Below are 21,250 nucleotides of genomic sequence, written 5' to 3'. Positions count from 1 at the left end.
AAGGCTCCTTAGAATGCGCTGAGTTCGACGGTGGGCTGGCGGGCGTCGGCGTGCAGCGCGCGGTGTCCCAGGGTCAGGTTCCGGATGCGAACGCCCGGATTGGCCAGCACCTCGCCGATGACGGACGTCAGCTCGTGGGCGACGCCTTGCACCAGCGCCTCGCTGAACCGCCCCGCGTGATAGACGACGCGGATCGCGAGGCCCTCGGCGCGCGGTTCGGCCAGGAACCAGAAGTCCGTTGCGGCTTCCGTGTCCGCGCCCTGCGGGTCGTGGTCCGGCAGCTCGGCGATATGCACTTGTCCCGCATAGCGATCGACGGGGCCGTGTCGCTGGTTCTGCAGCGTCAGGCCGATGTCGAAGAGCGGATTGCGTCCCGCCACGCGTTTGACGTGCAGCTCGTCGAGCAGGCGATCGAGCGGATACAGCGGGTGCGAGAACGCTTCGAGGGTGGTGTCCCGCACCCGGGTGAGCAGCGTGTCGAACCGGTCGTCGCCCGCGACACGATCGCGCAGCGCCAGCACGTTCAGGTAGGGGCCGACCTGCGACTCGAGTTCGGGCAGCTCGCGGCCCGCGACCGGCGTGCCGACGACGATGTCCTCCTGGCCGGAACGGCGGTAGAACAGCGCCTTGATCGCGGACAGCAGCGCGATGAACAAGGTCGCGCCGTGGCGCTTGCCGAGCGATTCCAGCGCCGTCGTCTCGGCGGCGGGCAGCTCGAATCGCCAGGATTTCCAGCTCGGCGCGGCCGGCTGCGCGACGTCGCCCGGCAGGTCCAGCGCGCGCAGGCCGCCGCCCAGCTTGGTCAGCCAGTAGTCCTTCATGCGCGCGCCGTCCGGCCCGGCGAGCAGGCGGTTCAGCCAGCCGGCGTAATCCTTGTACTGGATCGGGAGCGCGGGCAGCGGATCGTCGCGACGCTGGACGAATGCGTCATAGAGCGCCGACAGGTCGTCGAGCAGGATCTCCGTGGACCAGCCGTCGCTCACGATGTGATGCATCGTGCAGATGCAGACGTGACGGACTTCGGAGAGCCTGAGCAGCTTGACGCGGAACAGCGGGCCGGCGGCGAGATCCATCGGCACGAGCCGTTCGCTTGCCTGGATCGACGCGGCCTGGGCATCGCGATCCTCGGCCTCCTGCAGATCCACGACTTCGACCGGGAACGCGGCTTCGCCGGGCGGCAGGACTTGCTGGACCGGCTGGTTGCCTTCCAGCACGAAACGCGTGCGCAGGATCTCGTGACGCTCGCTCAACGCGCGGAACGCCCGCACGAGCGCGTCCACGTCCAGCACGCCCTCGAACAGCAGCGACGTGGGCAGCGGCCCGCCGGCTTGCGCCGCATGGAGGCGATCCTGCACCCACAGCCGCGTCTGGGCCGGGGAGAGCGCGTAGCTTGCCTGCGCCGGCAGCGGCGTCACCGGCGCGTAGTCGATCGGCTGCGTATCGGCGATGCGCTTCGCGAGGCTCGAGATGGTGGGGAGTGCGAACAGGCTGCGGATTTCCAGCTTCGCATGCAGATCGCGACGGATGCGCGCGACGACCTTCGTCGCCAGCAGCGAATTGCCGCCCAGCTCGAAGAAATTGGCGGTCGTGCTGATCCGAACCTTGCCGAGCACTTCCTGCCAGATGGCCGTCAACTGCGCTTCGAGCGCGTTGACGGGCGCCACGTAGTCCAGGCCGTCGCCGGGTTCGGGCAGTTTGGCGCGATCGAGCTTGCCGTTGGGCAGTTGCTCGAACGCGCTCACGACGACGAACGCGGCGGGCACCATGTAATCCGGCAGCCGTTGCCGCAGGCGGCCGCGCACCGCGTCGACCAGTTCGGCTTCGGGATGCGACGAGCACAGCCATGCGACCAGTCTCGCGCCGTCGTCCACGCCGCGCAGCGCCACGACGGCGGCGTCGACCAGCGGGTGCGACGTCAGCGCCGCCTCGATTTCACCGGGTTCGATGCGCAGGCCGCGCAGCTTGATCTGGTGATCGATGCGGCCGAGGAATTCGATGTTGCCGTCGGGCCGGTAGCGCGCGAGATCGCCGGTGCGGTAGAGGCGCGCGAGCGGGTCGTCGGAGAACGGATCGGCGACGAACTTCTCGGCGCTCAGTTGAGGTTCGCCGTGGTAGCCGCGCCCGACCGGCGTGCCGCCGATCAGCAGTTCTCCTGGCACACCGATCGGCGTGGGCTGCATCTGCGCGTCGACGATGTAGAGGCGGGTGTTGGCGATGGGCCGGCCGATCGGGACGATGCGGTGCGGGTCGTCGCGGCGGCATTCCCACGCGGTCACGTCGACAGCGGCCTCGGTCGGGCCGTAGAGGTTGTACAGCTTGGCGTCCAGGCGCTCGAGGAAACGCTGCTGCAGGTCGTGGGGCAACGCCTCGCCGCTGCACACGACACGGCGCAGCGATGCGCAGTGCGCGTCGAGGTCGGGATGATCGAGGAACGCACGCAGCATCGACGGCACGAAATGGAGCGTGGTGATGCGTTCGCGCTCGATGAGCTCGACCAGGTAGTCGGTCTCGCGCTGGCCGCCGGGGCGGGCGAACACGAGGCGCGCGCCGGTGACGAGCGGCCAGAAGAGTTCCCAGACCGAGACGTCGAAGCTGAAGGGTGTCTTCTGCAGGACCGTATCGTCAGCACCGAGCGCGTAGGCGTGTTGCATCCACAGGATGCGGTTGGTGATCGCGCGATGGGTGTTGAGCGCGCCCTTGGGGCGGCCGGTCGAGCCGGACGTGTAGATCATGTAGGCGAGGTTGTCGCCGTCGAGCGCGGGCGTGGGGTTGGACGTCGCCGCGGCATCGAGGTCGAGCGAGTCGGTATCGACGACGATCAGGCGGGCGTCGGTCTCGGGCAGCGCGTCGCGCAGATGCTGTTGGGTGAGCAGCCAGCGCAACTGCGCGTGATCGATCATGAAGCGCACGCGCTCGGCGGGGTAGTCGGGGTCGACGGGGACGTAAGCGCCGCCGGCCTTGAGGATCGCGAGCAGCGCGACGCTCATGTCGAGCGAGCGCTCCATGGCGACGCCGACGAGGGCATCGGGGCCGACGCCGAGCGCGATGAGGTGGTGGGCGAGGCGGTTGGCGCGCAGGTTGAGTTCGGCGTAGGTGAGCGTCTGGTCATCGAAGACGGCCGCGACGGCATCGGGCGTGCGCTCGACCTGCTGTTCGAACAACCGATGCAGCGGTTGTGCGGCGGCGTCGCCGAAATCCGTGTCGGTGCGGTTCCACTCGACCGTCATCAGGTTCCGCTCCGCATCGCTCATCAACGGCAGTTTGGCAACGGCGGCCGACGCATCGTCCGCGAGATGCGTCAGCAGGGTCCGGTAGATGTCGAGGAAACGCTGCACCGTGCTCGCGTCGAACAGATCGGTGTTGTAGTCGCAATCGATCAGGAGTGCCTGCCCCGCGTCGAGCACGTTGACGTTCAGGTCGAACGCGGTATGGCGGATCAGCGGCGCCACGAGGCCGACCGTCAGGCCGGGCAGTTCGGGCAGCGCCGACACGGGTTCGAGGTTGAAGACCGCCGACACCAGCGGCGCGGCGTTGAGATCGCGCTGTGCGCCGATTTCGCGGACCAGCTCGGCGAACGGATAATCCTGGTGCTCGAGCGCGTCGAGCAGGTTCTGCCGGGTGCCGGCCAGGAAGCTGGCCACGGTGGCCTGCTCGGGCAGCGTGGAGCGCAGCGGCAGCAGATGCGTGCAGTAGCCGGCGAGGCGGTCGCTCCCGGCCACGGAGCGGCCGGTCACCGGGATGCCGGTGACGATCGCTTGCTGGCCGGCGACGCGGTGCAGGAACAGATTGAAGCCCGCGAGCAGCACCATGTAGAGCGTGCAGCCGTTCTGACGGGCCGCGGTGCGCAGCGTCGCGGCCGCCGCCGTGTCCAGATGCAGCGACACGCGCCCGCCGTGAAACGTCTTCACCGCGGGCCGCGGGTAGTCCACCGGGAGATTCAGCGGGGAGGCCTGGTGCGCGCATTGCGCCAGCCAGTAATCGCGATTCGCCTTCGTTTCCGGGCTGTGGCGCTGGCCGTCGAGCTGCTTCAGGTACGCGCGAAACTGCAGCGGCGCGTCGGCCGGCGCCGCACCGGCATACGCGCGGGCCAGGTCCTCGAGCAGGACCCCGAACGTCGAGCCGTCACAGATGATGTGATGGGCCGTCATCACCAGCAGGTGACGCTCGCTGCCCACGCGCACGAGCGCGGCCCGAAAGAGCGGGCCGTTCACGAGGTCGAACGGCTGGCGGCTTTCCTGCTCCCGCCACGCGTCCTGCTCCGTGTCGATCAGCGGGATCTCGAGTGTCAGCGACGGATGCACGATCTGGCCCGACCCGTCCGCCATCACCGTGGTGCGCAGCGCCTCGTGCCGATCGACCAGGCTCTGGACGGCCGCGCGCATCGCGGCTTCGTCGAGCCGGCCGTTCAGTTCGAGCGTGGTGTTGACGTTGTAGGCGAGCGACCCTTCGGGATCGATTTCCGACAGCACCCACAGCTGGCGTTGCGCTTCGCTCAGCGCGGCCACCGTGCCGTGTTTCGAATGCGGCCGGATGAAGCCGCCCCGGCGCAGGTCGGCGACGCTGTCCTTCACTGCCCGGATGAAGCGGTCGATATCCGCATCCGTATGCGCGGTGGACAGGAAGCAGGTGCGCCATTCCCAGATGTAGATGCCCTTTTCGAGCATGTGATAGAAGAACAGGTCGAGGTTCTCGGTGAATTCGAAACGGAACATCGAGCCGAACCACGTGACCTTGATCGGCGCCTCGGCCTCCACGAAGAACGCATTCAACGTGTCGGCGATCTGCGCGGTGCGTTCGTTGAGCGCGGCCTGCAGCGCCGGGCCTTCCTGTTCGATCTTCTCCAGCACGGCCAGCGCGGCCGCCATCGCGAGCGGATACTGGCAGAAGGTGCCGCCGAACGCGGTGCGGTCCGCGGCGGGGAACGAGTGGTCGCCGTAGGTCCACATGCCGCCGTCGATCGCATCCATGAAGCGGCTGGTGCCGGCGATCACGCCCAGCGGCAGGCCGCCGCCGATGATCTTGCCGTACGTCGCGAGATCGGCCCTGATCCCGAACATCGCTTGCGAGCCGCCCGGATGGACGCGGAAGCCGGTGATCATTTCGTCGAAGATCAGGGCGACGCCGGCCTCCTCGGTGATGCGGCGCAGTTCCTTCAGGAATGCGACGGGTTGCAGCGAAGGGTTGCGGCTCTGCACCGGCTCCACCATCACGGCGGCGAGCGTCGACGCCATCCCGCGAATGGCTTCGAGCGCGGCATCGCTGCCGTAGTCGAGCAGGATCATGTTCTCGACCGAGCCGAACGGCACGCCGGGGGCGATGGTTTCCGTCACGCCGTCCGCGTTCGCCGCGGCGAGCGTGCCGTCGGCGTGGCCGTGATACGAATGCGTGAACATCACGATCTTGTCGCGCCCGGTCACGGCGCGCGCGAGCCGCATCGCGGTCATGACGGCCTCGGTGCCGGTGTTCGAGAACGCCACGCGATCGAGGCCGGTCACGCGGGCAAAGCGCGCGGCGACTTCACCGACGAGGCTGGAGCGCGCGCCCAGTTCGAGCGGGCGCTGCCATTCCCGGGTGACCTGCTGCTGGATGAAATCCGGCGTGTGGCCGAACAGATGCACGCCGAAGCCCATCGTGAAATCGATGTACTCGTTGCCGTCGATGTCCCACAGCCGCGAACCGGCCGCGCGATCGCCGACGATCGGATACAGCATCTCCTTGGTCGAAAAGCGGAAGCCGACCGTGGCGCGGCTGTCGGCCAGCACCGGGCGCGACGCCTGCACCGAGTCCTTCGATTTCCGGGTGCGCGTCGTGTAGCGCACGATCAGCGCCTCGAGATGCTCCTGCTGCGCGGCGGACAAGCCGCGCGCGCGCTGCTGGACCGGGCTGCCCCACGGCATCATCGGCTTGGGCGGCGCATTGTCGGCCGCGGGCGCCGCGGCGGCGGCTGGTGCGGGCTTCGCCGCGGGCGCGGCGGCCGGGGTCGCGATCGCGGCCTGGGGGGCGACGCTCGCCGTGCTCGCGACGGCTTGCGCGGCGGCCGTCGCCGGCCGGACGCCGGCCTGCCCGGTCAGCGACGTGCGCAGCAGTTCCATCTGCTGGCTCATCACGTGGGACAGCAGCTGATTCTGCTCCCGCAACACGCGCTCGACCGTCGAGCCGCCTTCGGCTGCCACCCATTCCACCGGCGCGGCGGCGAGCGGCGCAAGCGCCTGCGCGGACGGCGCGACCGCAACCGCGACCGCCGCCGTGGACGGTTCCGCCACAGCCTCGGAAGCGCCCACGACCTCGGCCCCGGTCGGCGCGGCGGCCACCGGCAGGTTGTCCGCGACATATTCGGCGAGCGCCTGCACCGTCGCCAGGTCTTCGAAGAAGCGGCGCATGGCCAGCTTCACGCCGTACTCCGCCTCGATGTGCCGGATGGCCTCGATCAGCACGATCGAGTCGGCGCCCATCTCGAGGAAGGGCAGTTCGATGTTGATGGTGTCGGGATCGGCCTGGATCAATTCGCCGATCTTGCCGCGAAGCCATTCGAGCACCTCGCCGCTGCGATTGTGCGTCGGTGCGGCGGCGAGGGGTGATGCGCTTGTCTGAGTCATGGACGTGTCCGCTTTCTGGAACCAGGTACGGCTGCGTTGGAAGGGATAGGACGGCAATGCGATGCGTGCGGGTGCGGGTGTTTCGGTCGGGGCCCAGTCGACATCGACGCCGCGGGCATACAGGGTCGACAGCGTTTCGATCAGCGCTTGCTGCTCGACTTGCGGCCGCTGCAGGGCAAGGAACTGGATCCCGGCGTCCGGCGCACAGCACGCGCGGGCCAGGTTGACGAGCACCGGCTTGGGGCCGATTTCGACCAGCACGTTGAAACCGGCTTCGGCGAGGCGCTCGACGCTGCTCGCGAACTGCACCGGCTCACGGCAGTGCCGGCGCCAGTACAGGTCGGTGGGCGCGTCGTCCATCACGGCGCCCGTGAGATTCGAATAGAACGGGAGCGCCGGGCGCGCGACGGGCACGGCTTTCGCCGCGGCCTGGAAGCGGTCCAGCATCGGCTCGAGCAGCGGCGAGTGAAACGCGTGCGACGTATTGAGCGGCACGGACCGGATGTCCTGCGCGGCGAACGCGTCGACCAGCATCGCGATGCGCTCGCGCTTGCCGGAGATCACGATGCTCGCCGGGCCGTTGACGGCCGCTACCGCGACCTCGTGCGGCCACGCTTCGATCGCGCGCTCGACGGTGGCGAGGTCGGTGAAGATGGCCGCCATTTCGCCGTCGCGGGGCAACGCCTGCATCAGCCGGCCGCGTTCGGCGATCAGCCGCAGGCCGTCTTCCGGCGAGAAGACGCCGGCCGCGCACGCCGCCGCGTACTCGCCGACGCTGTGGCCCATCACGGCGTCGGGCACCACCCCGAACGACGCCAGCAACGTGGTGAGCGCGTACTGCAGCGAGAACAGGGCCGGCTGGCTGTAGCCGGTCTGGTGAATGTCCTCGCCCTGGGCGGACAGCACGTCGAGCAACGGCTTGTCGAGCAGCGGATCGGCCACCGCGCGGCAGCGGTCGATGGCGTCGCGGAACACCGGATACGCGTCGTACAGGCGGCGGCCCATGCCGGCGTATTGCGCGCCCTGGCCGGTGAACAGGAAGGCCATCTTCACGCGGGGCGCGGGCTGCGTCGTGCCGGCGGGTTCCTTCGCGTGGAAGGCGCGCAGCTTGTCGAGGGCGTCGTCGAGCGACGTCACCGGCCACGCGAGCCGATGCGCGAAATGCGAGCGGCCGGTCGCCGCCGAAAAGGCCACGGCCGCGATGTCGAGACCGGGTTCGGCTTCGAGCCGCCGCTGATAGCGCCCGACCAGCTCGCGCAACGCCGCAGGCGTCTTGGCCGACAGCACCAGCGGATGCACCTTGTGTCTCGACGGTGTCGCCGGCCGCGCCGACGCGGGCGCTTCTTCGAGCACCAGATGGGCATTGGTGCCGCTCGCGCCGAACGCGCTGACGCCGGCTCGCCGCGGCCGCTCGCCGCGCGGCCACGCGCTCGCCTCGGCGCAGATCTCGAGGGGCAGCGTGTCCCACTGCACCAGCGGGCTCGGCTGGCGGAAATGCAGGTGGGCGGGCAGGCGGTCGTGGTTCAGCGACAGCACGACCTTGATGACCCCCGCGATGCCGGCGGCGGACTCCGTGTGGCCGATGTTGGTTTTCACGGAGCCGACGCGCAGCCGCCGGCCTTCATCACGGCCATCGCCGAATACCGTCGCCAGCGCCTGCAGCTCGACGGGGTCGCCGAGCGGGGTGCCGGTGCCGTGCGCTTCCACGTAATCGATGGACGCGGCGGGCAGCCCGCCCAGCGCCTGGCGGATCACGGCTTCCTGCGCCCGTCCGTTCGGCGCGGTAAAGCCGCTCGACGCGCCGTCGTGGTTGACCGCCGAACCCCGCAGCACGGCCAGCACGCGATCGCCGGCAGCGAGCGCATCGGACAGGCGCTTGAGCACCAGCGCGCCGGAGCCTTCGCTGCGCACGAAGCCGTCCGCGGACGCGTCGAAGGTCTTGCAGCGGCCGTCCGGCGCCAGCGCCCGCGTGCGCGAGACGGCGATGGAGTTGTCCGGCGACAGGATCAGGTTGACGCCGCCCGCGATGGCGAGATCGCACTCGCCGCTGCGCAGGTTCTGGCTGGCGGTATGGATCGCGGTGAGCGACGACGAGCACGCGGTATCGATCGCCATGCTCGGCCCTTGCAGGCCCAGTCCGTAGGAGATGCGGCCGGCCGCCGTGTTCAGCGGATTGCCGGTGAAGAAATAGCCGTCGATGCCGGCGCCGCCGCCGTTGCGAAGCTGCAGGTTCGCGTAATCGTTGGTGGTGATGCCGACGAACACGCCGGTGCGGCTGCCCTTGAGACTGTCGACCGGAATGCCGGCATGCTCCAGCGCTTCGTGACTGACTTCGAGCAACAGGCGCTGCTGCGGATCCATCGCGTTCGCTTCGCGCGGCGTGATGCGGAAGAACGCCGGATCGAACTGGTCGACGTCGTCGAGAAAACCGCCGAAGCGGCAATACATGCGCCCCGGCGCTTCCGGATCGGGATCGTAGTACGCGTCGACATCCCAGCGCTCGCGCGGCACTTCGGAGATCGCATCCACCCCGTCGTTCAGCAAGTTCCAGTAGGCGTCGAGATCGTGCGCGGCGCCCGGAAACCGGCAGCTCATGCCGACGATCGCGATCGGCTCCGGCGTACCGGCCTCGCGGGCCTCGATGGCCGGCGCGATCGGTCGCGGTTGCGGCTGCGGCGGCATGGCCTGCGCCGGTGCCGGTGACGTGTGTGCGTCCGCCGCCATGCCGGACGCCTGCTCCGCGAGGAAATCCGCGAGGGCGTTGACCGTCGGATGATCGAACAACAGCGCGACCGACAACGGAATGCCCAGCGCGGTTTCGAGCTGCGTGCGCACGTCCAGCGCCATCAGCGAATCCATGCCCATCTCGAAGAAGCCGAGATCGCGATCGAGCGTCCCCGCGTCGTAGCCGAGCACCTGGGCCACCGCGCGATCGATGCTGTCCGCCAGCAGGCGCTTGCGCTCGCGCGGCGACGCGTCGCTCAACGCCGGCATCGCCGTCGCGCCGGGCGCGCTTTTGGCCACTCGCACGCGGTCGAGGAACGGCCTGGGTCCGCGCGCCTCGTAGGAGCCCTGGAACAGCGCCAGGTCGATATCGACGACCGCGACCTGGGGCACGGCGGGGAGGCGATTCAGCACGTCGAGCGCGCGATCCGCCGCCAGCGACCGGATGCCGACCCGCCGCAGCAGCGCTTCCGCCTCGGGGAACGTCATGCCGCCATCCGCCCACGGCCCCCAGTTCACGCTCAGCGCGGGCAGGCCCTGGCCGCGACGATGATGCGCGAGCGCGTCGAGGAAGCGGTTCGCGGCACTGTAGTGCGCCTGCTCGCGCGAACCCCACGCGGACGCGATCGACGAAAACAGGATGAAGAAATCGAGCGGAAAGTGCCCGCTGTGCTGATGGAGCAGCCACGCGCCGGCCACCTTCGGTTGCAGCACCGCGTCCAGCTCCTCGCGCCCGACCTGCATGATCGGCTTGTAGCCGACGATGCCGGCCGCGTGCACGATGCCCCGCAGCGGCACGCCGTCGCGCCGGAGCGCGGCGAAGAAAGCGGCGACCGCCGCGGGGTCGGCGATATCGACGCGCTCGCAGCGCAGCGTGACGTTCCGCTCGCGCAGTTCGTCGATTGCCCGCTGGCTCTCGTCGCTCGCGGCCCCTTGCCGGCCAACCAGGATCAGCGTGCGTGCGCCGCGCGCCGCCAGCCACCGGGCGGTGTGCAGCCCGAGCGCGCCGAACCCGCCGGTGATCAGGTAGGCCGCGTCCGGATCGACCGGCAGCGCGGCGGTTTCGGCTGGCGCGAGCGGGCTCAGGCGCGCGGCATGGCGCGCGCCGTGCCGCAACGCCACCTGTTCCTCGCGGCTCTCGCCGAGTAGTTCCAGGAGCAGCGCCTGCGTCTCGTCTTCCGGCGCGGCCGGGTCGAGATCGATCGCGGTGCCGAACCATTCCGGATGCTCGATCATCGCCCCGCGTGCCAGGCCCGACAGCGCAGCCTGCGCGAGCCCGGATACGTGCGGCGCTGCGCCGGCTTCCACCGCGTCGCGCGTGACCACCGAGATCCTGGGCCGGGTCGAAGGCGTCCACTCGCGCTCACTGCCGACCACCGCATGCACGAGATGCAGCAGCGCCGTGGACATGCGCGTCTCGCCGACGGCTTCGTCCAGCGCCCACAGAAAGACGATGCGCTGGCCGGGAGCGGCGGTCTCGTTCAGCAGGCGGACGAAGTCGTCCGGCCGCTCGGGCGCGACCTGCCAGCCCGCTTCCACGTCGCCGAGATAGTCGAGGCCGGGGCGCACCAGCGAGCAGGCTGCGCCGCGCGCCCGCAGCAGCGCCGCAAGCCGCTCGCCGGCACCGCTCGCGTCCGCGAAGATCAGCCACGGGGACGCGTCGGCGGCCGTCTGTGCCGCCGGCAATGCGGCCTGCGGCTCCCACACCACGTGATAGAGCGGGCTTTCGTTCGACGCGGTGGTTTTGGCGGGGGCGAATGCCGTCCTGAGCAGGTCCGGAAACGCGTTCAGCATGTCCTCCGGATACTTGCCGGACGACTTGAGCTGCCGCACCGCTGCGTCGATGCTGCCCGCATCCACCCCGACGACGGGCGACGGGGTCTTCTCCAGGCTGAAGCGCTGCCGCTCGAACGGGTAGTTCGGCAGGGTCGTGGCGGGCTGGGCGGGCGCCGGGAACAGCGCGCGCCAGTCGAACTGCGCGCCCTGCACGTACAGCGCCGCGAGTGCGTGTTCCAGTGCATCGCCCGCGCAGGGCGGCGGCAGCCAGCCGTCGGCGAGCCCTTCCGGCGGGTGCGGCGCATCGGCTTGATCCGACGCGCCGGCCAGTTGCAACCAGTACGACGGGTGTGTCACCTCGTCGGTCACTTCGGTGCCGAGACAGCCCGAAATCAGGCGGACCGACGGCCGTGCGAGCGAGATGTCCTGAAGCACGGCGTGCAACGCTTCGGCATCCGAACGGGCGGTCACGACGCGCAGCGCGTCGGCCACGCTCACGACGCCCGCCACGCAGGCCGCGACATATTCGCCGATGCCATGGCCCGACACGACGGCTGGGCGGATGCCCCATTCCTTCCACAGTTCCGCCCATGCGAACTGGATCGCGAAGCGGCCCGCGTTAGTCTCGAGCGCCTCCAGCGGCACCGCGCAACGCGCGAACGCATCGCGGAACAGCGGTTCCGACGCGTGGAGCGCGCGTGCGACGCCGGTGTCCGGCGCGCCGAACATGAAGCCCACGCGCAACGCCTTGCCCGTGCGCGCCGCTGCCGCCGACGCTGCCCTCACGCCCGACACATAGGCCGCGCGAAACGGGTAGTGACTCCGTCCGGTGGCGGCGGCGCGGCAGATGGCGGCCAGCTCCTGCGGCGTCGCGCCGTCGATCGCGCGCTCGTAGCGCTGCACGAGCGCCGCCAGCGCCGCTTCGGATCGTGCCGACAGCAGCAGCGCGCGCTGCGCGGCGTGCGCCGGCGCGACGGGCGGCTCCTCGACGATCGCGTGGGCATTGGTGCCGCTGAATCCGAACGCGCTCACCCCGGCGATGCGCTTGCGTTCCCCGCGCTGCCACGCGACCGGATCGGCGGCGACGCGGATCGGGATCTCCTGCCACGGCGTATGCGGATTGGGTCGGGTGAAATGCAGGTGCGCCGGAATCCGGTCGTGCTCGAACGACAGCAGGACCTTGATCAGGCCGGCGATGCCGGAGGCCGACTCCAGATGCCCGATATTGGTCTTGACCGAACCGATCACGAGCGGCTCGTCCGCCGTGCGCCCGGCGCCGTAGACGCCGGCCAGCGCCTCGACCTCGATCGGGTCGCCGAGGGACGTCCCGGTACCGTGGGCCTCGACATACGAGACGTCGCCGGGCGCGACGCCGGCCTGGTTCAGCGCGCGGCGGATCACCCGTTCCTGCGAATCGCGGCTCGGCACGGTCAGCCCGCCGCCCGCGCCGCCCTGGTCGACCGCCGTGCCGCGCACGATGCCGAGCACCCGGTCGCCGTCGGCGAGCGCGTCGGCGAGGCGCTTGAGCACCACCATGCCGCACCCTTCGCCGCGCACGTAGCCGTCCGCCGCCGCGTCGAAGGTCTTGCAGCGGCCGTCCGGCGACAGCATGCGCGCCTGCGAGAAACTGACCATGACCTCGGGCGACAGCATCAGGTTGACGCCGCCCGCGAGCGCCATGCCGGTTTCGCGCGAGCGCAGGCTTTCGCAGGCCAGGTGCAGGCACACCAGCGACGACGAGCAGGCGGTGTCGATCGCCATGCTCGGGCCGGTGAGGCCCAGCACGAACGACAGCCGGCCCGCGGCCATGTTCAGCGCGCTGCCCGTGCCCGCGTAGCTGCTCGACGGCATCGACGCATTGGACACCTGGATCGCGTGGTCGAAGCAGGTGATGCCGACGTACACGCCCGTGGCGGACTGGCGGAAGCGCTCGGGCGCGAGATGGGCGTTCTCGAGCGCCTCCCACGCCACTTCGAGCAGGAGCCGTTGCTGCGGATCGAGGTAGGTCGCTTCGCGCGGCGCGATCCCGAAGAACGCCGCGTCGAATTGATCCACGCGTTCGAGAAAGGCGCCGTGGCGGGTCGCCATCTTGCCGGGCGCGGACGGATCGGGGTCGTAATAGCGATCGATGTCCCAGCGTTCGCCCGGCACTTCGGTGACGGCATCGCGCGCGCCGTCGAGCAATTGCCAGAACGCGTCCGGCGTATCGCTGCGGCCGGGGAAGCGGCAAGCCATGCCGATGACGGCGATCGGCTCGTTGCGGTCCGAACGCAGCGCCGCGATTTCCGCGCGCCGCAGGCGCAATTCGTCGAGCGCGGCTTTCAGTGCATGCGTGGCCTTGGCGTTCATTGGGCGCCGATCTCCTGGGCGATCAGTTCGGAAAGGTCGTCCTCGTCGAGGTCGTCGGATGCTTCGTCGACGACCGGCGCGGGGAGCGACGGCGACAGCTCGTTGAGCACGTACTGGGCGAGCGCCCGCAGGTTCGGATAGGAAAAGAACAGCGTCGCGCGAAACGGCCTGCCGAACACCTTGGTGAGGCGGTCCGTCAGTTCGAGCGCGACCAGCGAATCCAGGCCGAGATCGAGCAGCGATTGCTCGGGCGCGATCGCGTCGGGGCCGGAAAGACGCAAGGTCTCGGCGAGCATCGCCGCGAGCGTGTCGGTGACGAGCTCGACCCGCTCGCGCGGCGCGCATGCATGCAGCTGGCGCAGCAACGCCGTGTCCTGCTGCACGGGCTGCGCGGCCGGTTGCGCCAGCTCGGAAAACAGCGCGGAACCGGCGGCCGGCGCATCGACCCGGAACAGGGTCGGCCAGTCGATTTGCGCGACCCCGGACTGGGCGACGCCGGACGCCATCAGCCGTTCCAGCGTCGCGATGGCCAGTTCGGGCGGCAGCGTGCCGACGCCGAGCGCGCCCAGCTGTTCGTGCGCGCGCCGTCCGTAGTCGGTGGCGGCGTGGCCGATCTCCGCCCACGGCCCCCAATTGACGCTGAGCCCCGGTTGCCCCTGCGCGCGCCGATGCTGGGCGAGCGCGTCGAGGAAGCTGTTCGCCGCCGCGTAGTTGCCCTGGCCCGGCATGGTGATCAGCGCGGCCATCGACGAGAACAGCACGAAATGGTCGAGCGGCAAGCCGGCCGTCAGCTCGTGCAGATACCAGGCGCCGTCGGCCTTGCCGCTGCCGGCGCGATGGAAGGCGTCGTCGTCCTGGCGCGTCAGCAGCGCATCGTCGAGCGCGCCGGCGAGATGAAAGACCCCTTTGAGCGGCGGCATCGATTGCGCGATTTCACCGAGCGCCTGCTCGACGTCCTCGCGACGCGACAGGTCGGCGCGAATGAACCGCGCGTCGAGCGTGCGCAGGATTTTCTCGTGCGCGGCGGAAGGTTCGCCGCGCCCCAGCAGGACGATTTTCCCGGCGCCGTGGTCGGCGAGCCAGGACGCGAGCCGCAGGCCGAGCCCGCCGAGCCCGCCGGTCACGAGATACGTTGCGTCATCGTGGAACCGGATCGGCCGGTGGCTGACGAATTCGCGATTGTCGCGGGCGATGCGCGCGACGTAGCGCTGGTCGCGGCGAAACGCGACCATGTCTTCCCGGCCGCCCGCCTGTACCGCTTGCACGATGTGCGCCGCTGACGGCTGCGCGGGATCGAGGTCGACGAGCCCGCCCCACAGCGCCGCATGCTCGACCGCGATCGCGCGGCCCAATCCCCACAGCGGGGCCTGCGCCACCGCGATCGATTCGCCCTCCAGAACATTCATCGCGCCCGACGTCACCAGCCATAGACGCGCCTGCCGGGCCGACGGCGCGCGTGACGCAAGCGCCCTGACCAGGTGCAGCACGCTCGCGCTGGCACGCCGTCTCGCCGCGATGTCGGCGGGCGCGAGATCGAGACTCCACAGGTGGATGACGCCCTTCAGCGGGCGGTCGGGCGCGGGCAGGTCCGGCGTCGCGTCGGCGAAGCGCAGCGTGCACGTATCGCCGTTGGCTTCCAGCAGCGCCGACAGCTGTGCGCCCACGCCGCCGCGGTCCGCGAGAATCAGCCACTCGCCCTGCGCGGAACCGCCGGTTGCCGCGTCGACGTTCGACGGTCTCCAGACGCGTTGATAAAGCAGCGCGGCGAAGTCGTGCCGCTCGGCGGCGCGCCCCGCGCGCACCTGCTGCAACCGCAGCGCATCGATCTCGATCAGCAGTCGCCCGGCGAGGTCATGGACGCGGATGTCACCCTCCAGCGCACCGTGCCCGACCGGCTTGCGCAGCGTGGCGTGACTCCATGCGTCGGTCGACGACGGCGGCTGATGCACTCGTACCGCACCGATCGAGCTGGGCAGGTACAGGTCGCCCGACGCCAGCGCTTCCGGATCGATGGCGGCGGCGAGCACGCGGCTGCACGCGTCGAGAAAGGCGGGGTGGACCTGGTACGGCGACGATGCCAGCGCGTCGGCCGGCAGGCTGATTTTCCCCAGCGCCTCGCCGGTCGTACGCCAGATCTGCCGGATCGCGTCGAACACGCCGTCGATCTGCACGCCGTGCTGCCGGATTTCGCCATTGAAGTCCGCGCCCGACGTCGTTTCCGGGCAGCGGGCCTGCACCTCGGCGGCATCGAATCGCGTCTGCGCGGCGGCTTGCCTGGGCGCGCACATCTCCCGTAGTCGACGCAACTGCGGAAGATTGCCGAGGATCCGCTCGACCGGCGGACCGAAATCCAGCAGGCAGGCCACTTCATCCACGCCGATCGACGCGAGATCCCGCACCAGGTCGACGCAGGTTTCCGGCGTGCCGATGAGCCCGCGCGATTGCGCGAAGCGTTCATAGAGAAACTCGACGAACTCGTCCAGTTCGCGTGCGCCCATCGCGCGCACGTCGACCGACTGGCCGCGGCTCTGCGCCAGCCCGTTCAACAGCCCGATATTGCCGCGGATGTAGTTGCAGAACGGCACACGCGCCTGTTCGCGCGCCTGCGCCGCATCGTCGCCGACGAACGTGTGCAGCATCACGGACACGGTGCCGGCCGCCGGATCGAAGCCGTGCTTCGCGCGCGCGTCGCGGTAGAGGGCGATCTTGTGCGCGAGCTGGTCGCGATCCTGGTCGAGCACGTGGGTCAGCAGGTTGGCGCCGGTTTCGCCGGCGCGCACGAACGTCTGCGGATTGCTCGCGGCGGTCACCCACACGGGCAGCTCCGGCTGCACCGGCGTCGGATAGATGCGCAACTGCACCGGCTTGCCGACGCCGTTCGTCGCGTCCAGCATGCCGCCGCGCCACAGATGCTGGACCGTGCGCATCGTCGCCAGCATGTCGTCCTGCCGGCTCGCATATTTGTCCGGGGCGAACACGAAGTCGTCCGGATTCCATCCGGACGCGAACGACACGCCCACGCGGCCGTTCGACAGGTTGTCCACCATCGACCATTCTTCCGCGATCCGGATCGGGTTGTGCAGCGCCGCGACCACGCTGCCCGCGACCAGCTTCACGCGCTGGGTGGCAGCGGCGAGCGCGGCGTGCAGGACGGCGGGATTCGGGTACAGCGAGCCGAATTCGGTGAAATGGCGCTCCGGCACCCAGACGCTGGAAAACCCGTTCGCATCGGCGAAACGCGCGCTTTCCATCACGAGCTGGTACTTGTTGCCGGACAGCGCCTCTTCACTGCTGGCGAAGAACATCAGGCCGAATTTCATGCGTGGCTCCGCTCCGATTCGTGAATCTCGGCACTCGCGCACATCTGCCAGGTCGCGGCGGCGCGGGTGTCGTCGATCCGGTGATAGACGGCAAACGAAAACGGTCCCCAGGACCGGCGGCTCAGCACGGTCTGCACGGTGCGCGATGCATGCGGATGCAGCGGCAACGGCGCATGCAGCGCGAGGTCCTTCAACGTCGTATGGCCGGCAGCACCGATTTCCGACGTGGCCGACAGCGCCATTTCCACGAACGCGGAATAGGGCAGGACGGGCGAGCCCTTGACGCGATGACCGTCGAGAAAGGTGGTGGCCGGCGCATCGAGACGCGATTGCCAGATCCACGTGGCCGGCGCATGCGCGTGCTGCTCCATGAGGCGCCCGAGCAACGGATGCCGGGGCGCATGTGGCGTGATCCAGAAGCGGCGACGCTCGAACGGGTAGGTGGGCAGCGCGAGCCGGCGGTGCGGTGCGCCCCGCTCCACGGCATCCCAGTCGATCGACGCGCCGCGTACGTACAGCGTGGCGAGCGTGTGCAGGATCGCGTCCCACGCGGCCGTGTGCGTGCCGATTTCGATCACGACGCGGTTCTCCGCCGCACCGCCGTCCGGCGTCTGCGGCATGTCCGCCCACGAGGCTGCGGCGCGATGCCCGTCGCCCGCGCTGCTGACGGCATTCGGCGTGATGCCGAACGACATCCACAGTTGCGCGAGCGCGCGCTGGAATGCCGTGAACCCGGCTTCGGCGAGGGCGAGCCCGGGCGTCTCGGATTGCCGCTGCATCAGCGCGTCGAAAGCGGGGCTGGCCGAGCGCAATTGTCGAACCGCGTCGGCGCTGCCGCCGTCGTCGGCGCAAAAGTGGAATGTCACCGCAGGCGGCGTTTCGGCTGGCTCGCCGGACGAAACGGCACCAAGTTGCGAACGCAACGAATCGAGACTCGATGCGACGATGGCCGCGCGCCGCGTGAAGTGAGTGCGCCCGGTATTGGCCGTGAATGCGACATCCCGCACACGGGCCTCGGGATGGGCGTCGAGGTAGGCCGCATAGGACGCAGCGAGCGCGTGCAACGCTTCCGGCGTGCGCGCGGAGAGCGTCACGACGTGCGCCGCGGGCGCTGCCAGGTCGGCTTCGATCTCCGCGGGCCGGGGCGCTTCGGACAGGATCAGGTGCGCGTTGGTACCGCCGAAGCCGAACGAACTGACGCCGGCCACGCGCGGCCCGTGTTCCGAATGCCACGGCGTGACCTGCTGCGGCATGCGGAACGGCGTGCCGTCGAGCGCGATCTGCGGATTGATCGACCGGAAATGGAGGTTCGGCGGAATGGCGCGATGGTGTAGCGCAAGGGCGGTCTTGATCAGGCTGGCGATGCCCGCCGCCGATTCCAGGTGGCCGATGTTGGTCTTGACCGAGCCGATCCAGCAGTGCTCGTCCGGCCGGCGGGAGTCGTTCAGGACGGCCGCCAGCGCGTTCAATTCGATCGGGTCGCCGAGCGGCGTGCCCGTCCCGTGCGCCTCGACGAAACCGATGTCCTGCGCGCGTACGCCGGCATCGCGCAGCGCACTATGAATCACGGCCTGCTGGGCCGGGCCGTTGGGCGCGGTCAGGCCATGGCTGCGTCCATCCTGATTCACCGCGGAGCCGCGGATCAAGGCGAACACGGTGTCGCCGTTCGCGAGCGCATCGTCGAGCCGCTTGAGCAGCACCATGCCCACGCCTTCGCCGCGCACGTAACCGTTCGCTGATGCATCGAACGCCTTGCATCGGCCGTCCGGCGACAGCATGCCCGCTTGCGTGAAGGACGCGCTCAATTGCGGCGCCAGAATCAGGTTGACCCCGCCGGCCAGTGCCGCATCGGACTCGCCGCGCTGCAGCGCGCGGCACGCCTGATGCACCGCGACGAGCGAGGACGAACACGCGGTATCGACCGCCCAGCTTGGGCCGCGCAGATCGAGCGCGTAGGAAATGCGGTTGGCTGCGACGCTGAGCGCATTGCCCGTCGCGACATAAGGGCCGACGTCCGCGACTTCGTCCTGTGCCAGCCGGATGTAGTCCGAATTGCTGATGCCGACGATGACCGCGGTGCGGCCGCCGGCGAGACTGCCGGGTGCGATCCCCGCATGCTCGAGCGTCTCCCAGGCCACCTCCAGCAGCAGACGCTGTTGCGGATCCATCGATTCGGCTTCGCGTGCGCTGATGCCGAAGAACGCCGCATCGAACTGATCGACCTGGTCCAGCAGTCCGGCGGGCGGAAGGTCGGCGCCGCGCTGCGTCGACGCGCCGACCGCGTCCCGGCCCTCCAGCAGCAGCTGCCAGAATGCGTCGGGATTGCCGGCGCCGGGGAAACGGCATCCCATGCCGACGATCGCGATATCCGCGCGTGCTGCGGCCGAGCCGGGCGCCGGGTCCGGCATGGCGTTCCCGGTGCCGCTCAAATGGCGCGCCAGCAGCGAAATACTCGGAAAATCGTAGACGACAGTCGGGGAAACCGGCCGCCCGAGCCAGTCCTGCAACTCGCCCGAGAGCTGGATGGCGTCCTTCGAATCGAGCCCGTGGATGCTGAACGGTGCGTCGGGGTCGATCTTGCCGGCGTCGATTCCCGACAGACGCGAGACACGCTCGACGCACCATTGCACCAGCGCTTGCGTGTCGCGTGGCGTGGCCGTCTGCGGGGCGGCCGGCGGCGCGGAGAACGCACGGCGCCACTCGCCCGCGATCGCGAGCCCCTGTTCATCGATGAATGCCTGCCTGATCCGGCTCCGCTGGATTTTGCCGCTGGACGTGCGCAGGATCGTGGCGGGCTTCAACAGCACAGCCGCATACAGATCGACGTCGTGCGCTTCGGCGAGCGTGCGCCGGATCTCCGCGGCGACGGCTTCCGCGTCCAGCGTGTTGAGCGCTTCCCGGCGCACTTCACAGGCGACGACGATCCGCTCCACGTTGTCGACGTTGATCGAGAAAGCCGCCGATGCATTGGGCGCCAGCGCGGGGTGGCTTCCCTCCGCGGTTTGTTCGAGATCCTGCGGGTAGTGATTGCGGCCGGCGACGATGATGAGGTCTTTCAAACGGCCGGTGACGAACAGATCCTCGCCATCGACGAAACCGAGATCGCCCGTGCGCAGGTAACGCGCATCATCGCCATCCAGCTTCGCGCGGAAGGTGCGCTCCGTTTCCTCGACGCGGTTCCAGTAGCCGACGCCGACGCTCGGGCCCGTCAACCAGATTTCGCCGATCCGGCCGGGCGCGCAGCGCTCACCGGTATCCGGATTCACGATCCGCAGGCGGTGCTCCGCCCAGGTCCGACCGCAAGAGACCAGCGCGTGGCGCTTGCCTTGGTCGCTTCTCGTCGCCACGCCTTGCGCGAGGCCGTCGGCGTCGTAGTCCGCCACGCGCGGCAGCGAGCGTGCCGGCTGACCGGAGATGAACAAGGTCGCCTCGGCCATCCCGTAGACCGGGCGCATGGTGTGCGCGTGGAAGCCGCATGCGGCGAAGGCGCGCGAAAAACGCGCCACCGACTCCGCGCGCACCGGTTCCGCGCCGTTGAACGCAACCCGCCAGCTGCTCAGATCGAGCTGCGCGCGCGCTTCATCGGAGATTTTGCGCGCGCACAGGTCATACGCGAAATCCGGCGCGGCGCAATGCGTGCCGCGATACTTCGTGATGGCCTGCAGCCAGCGGAGGGGCTTCTGCACGAACGCCGCGGGCGCCATCAGCACCGACAGCACGCCGAGATAGATCGGCAGCAGCACCTTCCCGAAGAACCCCATGTCGTGAAACACCGGGAGCCAGCTGACGAACACCGTCGACGCATCGGCATCGCTCGCCTCGGCGATGACCGCCATGTTGCTCAGGATGTTCGCATGACTGATCATCACGCCTTTCGGCGTACCGGTGGAGCCTGACGTGTATTGCAGAAGCGCCAGCGTCTGCGGCGTGATGTCCGGTGCGCGCCAGTGTTCGGCCGGCGCGTCGAAGCGCTGGTCCGTCGCGAGGATCTTCAGTTCCAGCGTGTCGGAGTAACCGTCCGCGTGATGCGCGATGCCGTCGAGTGTGGCTGCATCGGTCAGCGCGACGACCGGCCCGGCGTCGGCGACGATCGCCTTGAGACGATCGGCGGGGCGATGCCTGCGCGGTGGATAAGCAGGTACGCCGATCAGGCCGGCGTACAGGCATCCGACCCATGCGCAGATGAATTCGAGCCCGGGCGGATAGACCAGCAGGACGCGATCGCCCGGTTGCGCGATGTCCTGCAGCCTGGCGGCGATGCCGCGCGCCCGCTTGTCGAGGTCGCCGAACGTGAGCCGGGTCAGTTCCGCTTCGCCGTTCTCGAGAAAAATGAATGCGGTCTTCTCCGGTTCGACCTTGCCGCGAAACAACAGAATTTCTGTAACAGTCCTGAATTTTGTATCGGGAAGCATGCTCAACCTTCGTTGTCTTCTAAACGTTGAATATCTCAGGACCGGTCGTGGCGATCCCGCCAAGCGTGCTTCG

The 21,250-nt window shown here is 69.4% G+C and carries 3 protein-coding genes; all 3 read right to left on the bottom strand.

All coding sequences use genetic code 11. The features are described 5' to 3' along the window. Positions 1-8: 8 nt before the first annotated feature. Genes CFB45_RS36285 through CFB45_RS36275 form a run of 3 tightly spaced genes read right to left on the bottom strand, consistent with a single transcriptional unit; the run spans position 9 to position 21,177 of the window. Complete coding sequence (locus tag CFB45_RS36285) at positions 9-13,445, bottom strand: hybrid non-ribosomal peptide synthetase/type I polyketide synthase (protein WP_089429889.1); 13,437 nt, start codon at positions 13,443-13,445, stop codon at positions 9-11. Continuing rightward, a complete protein-coding gene (locus CFB45_RS36280) occupies positions 13,442-16,765 on the bottom strand; it encodes a bifunctional LLM class flavin-dependent oxidoreductase/SDR family oxidoreductase (RefSeq protein WP_089429888.1) in 3,324 nt (1,107 codons plus the stop codon). Before CFB45_RS36280 ends, CFB45_RS36285 begins: the two co-directional genes overlap by 4 nt. Next, a complete protein-coding gene (locus tag CFB45_RS36275; RefSeq protein ID WP_089429887.1) occupies positions 16,762-21,177 on the bottom strand; it encodes a beta-ketoacyl synthase N-terminal-like domain-containing protein in 4,416 nt (1,471 codons plus the stop codon). The genes CFB45_RS36280 and CFB45_RS36275 overlap by 4 nt, the downstream gene beginning before the upstream one ends. Positions 21,178-21,250 lie beyond the last annotated feature (73 nt).

The organism is Burkholderia sp. HI2500, assembly GCF_002223055.1.
Classification (GTDB): Bacteria; Pseudomonadota; Gammaproteobacteria; order Burkholderiales; family Burkholderiaceae; genus Burkholderia.
Note: the sequence above shows the minus strand (reverse complement) of the source record. Positions and strands in the feature narration are given on the sequence as shown.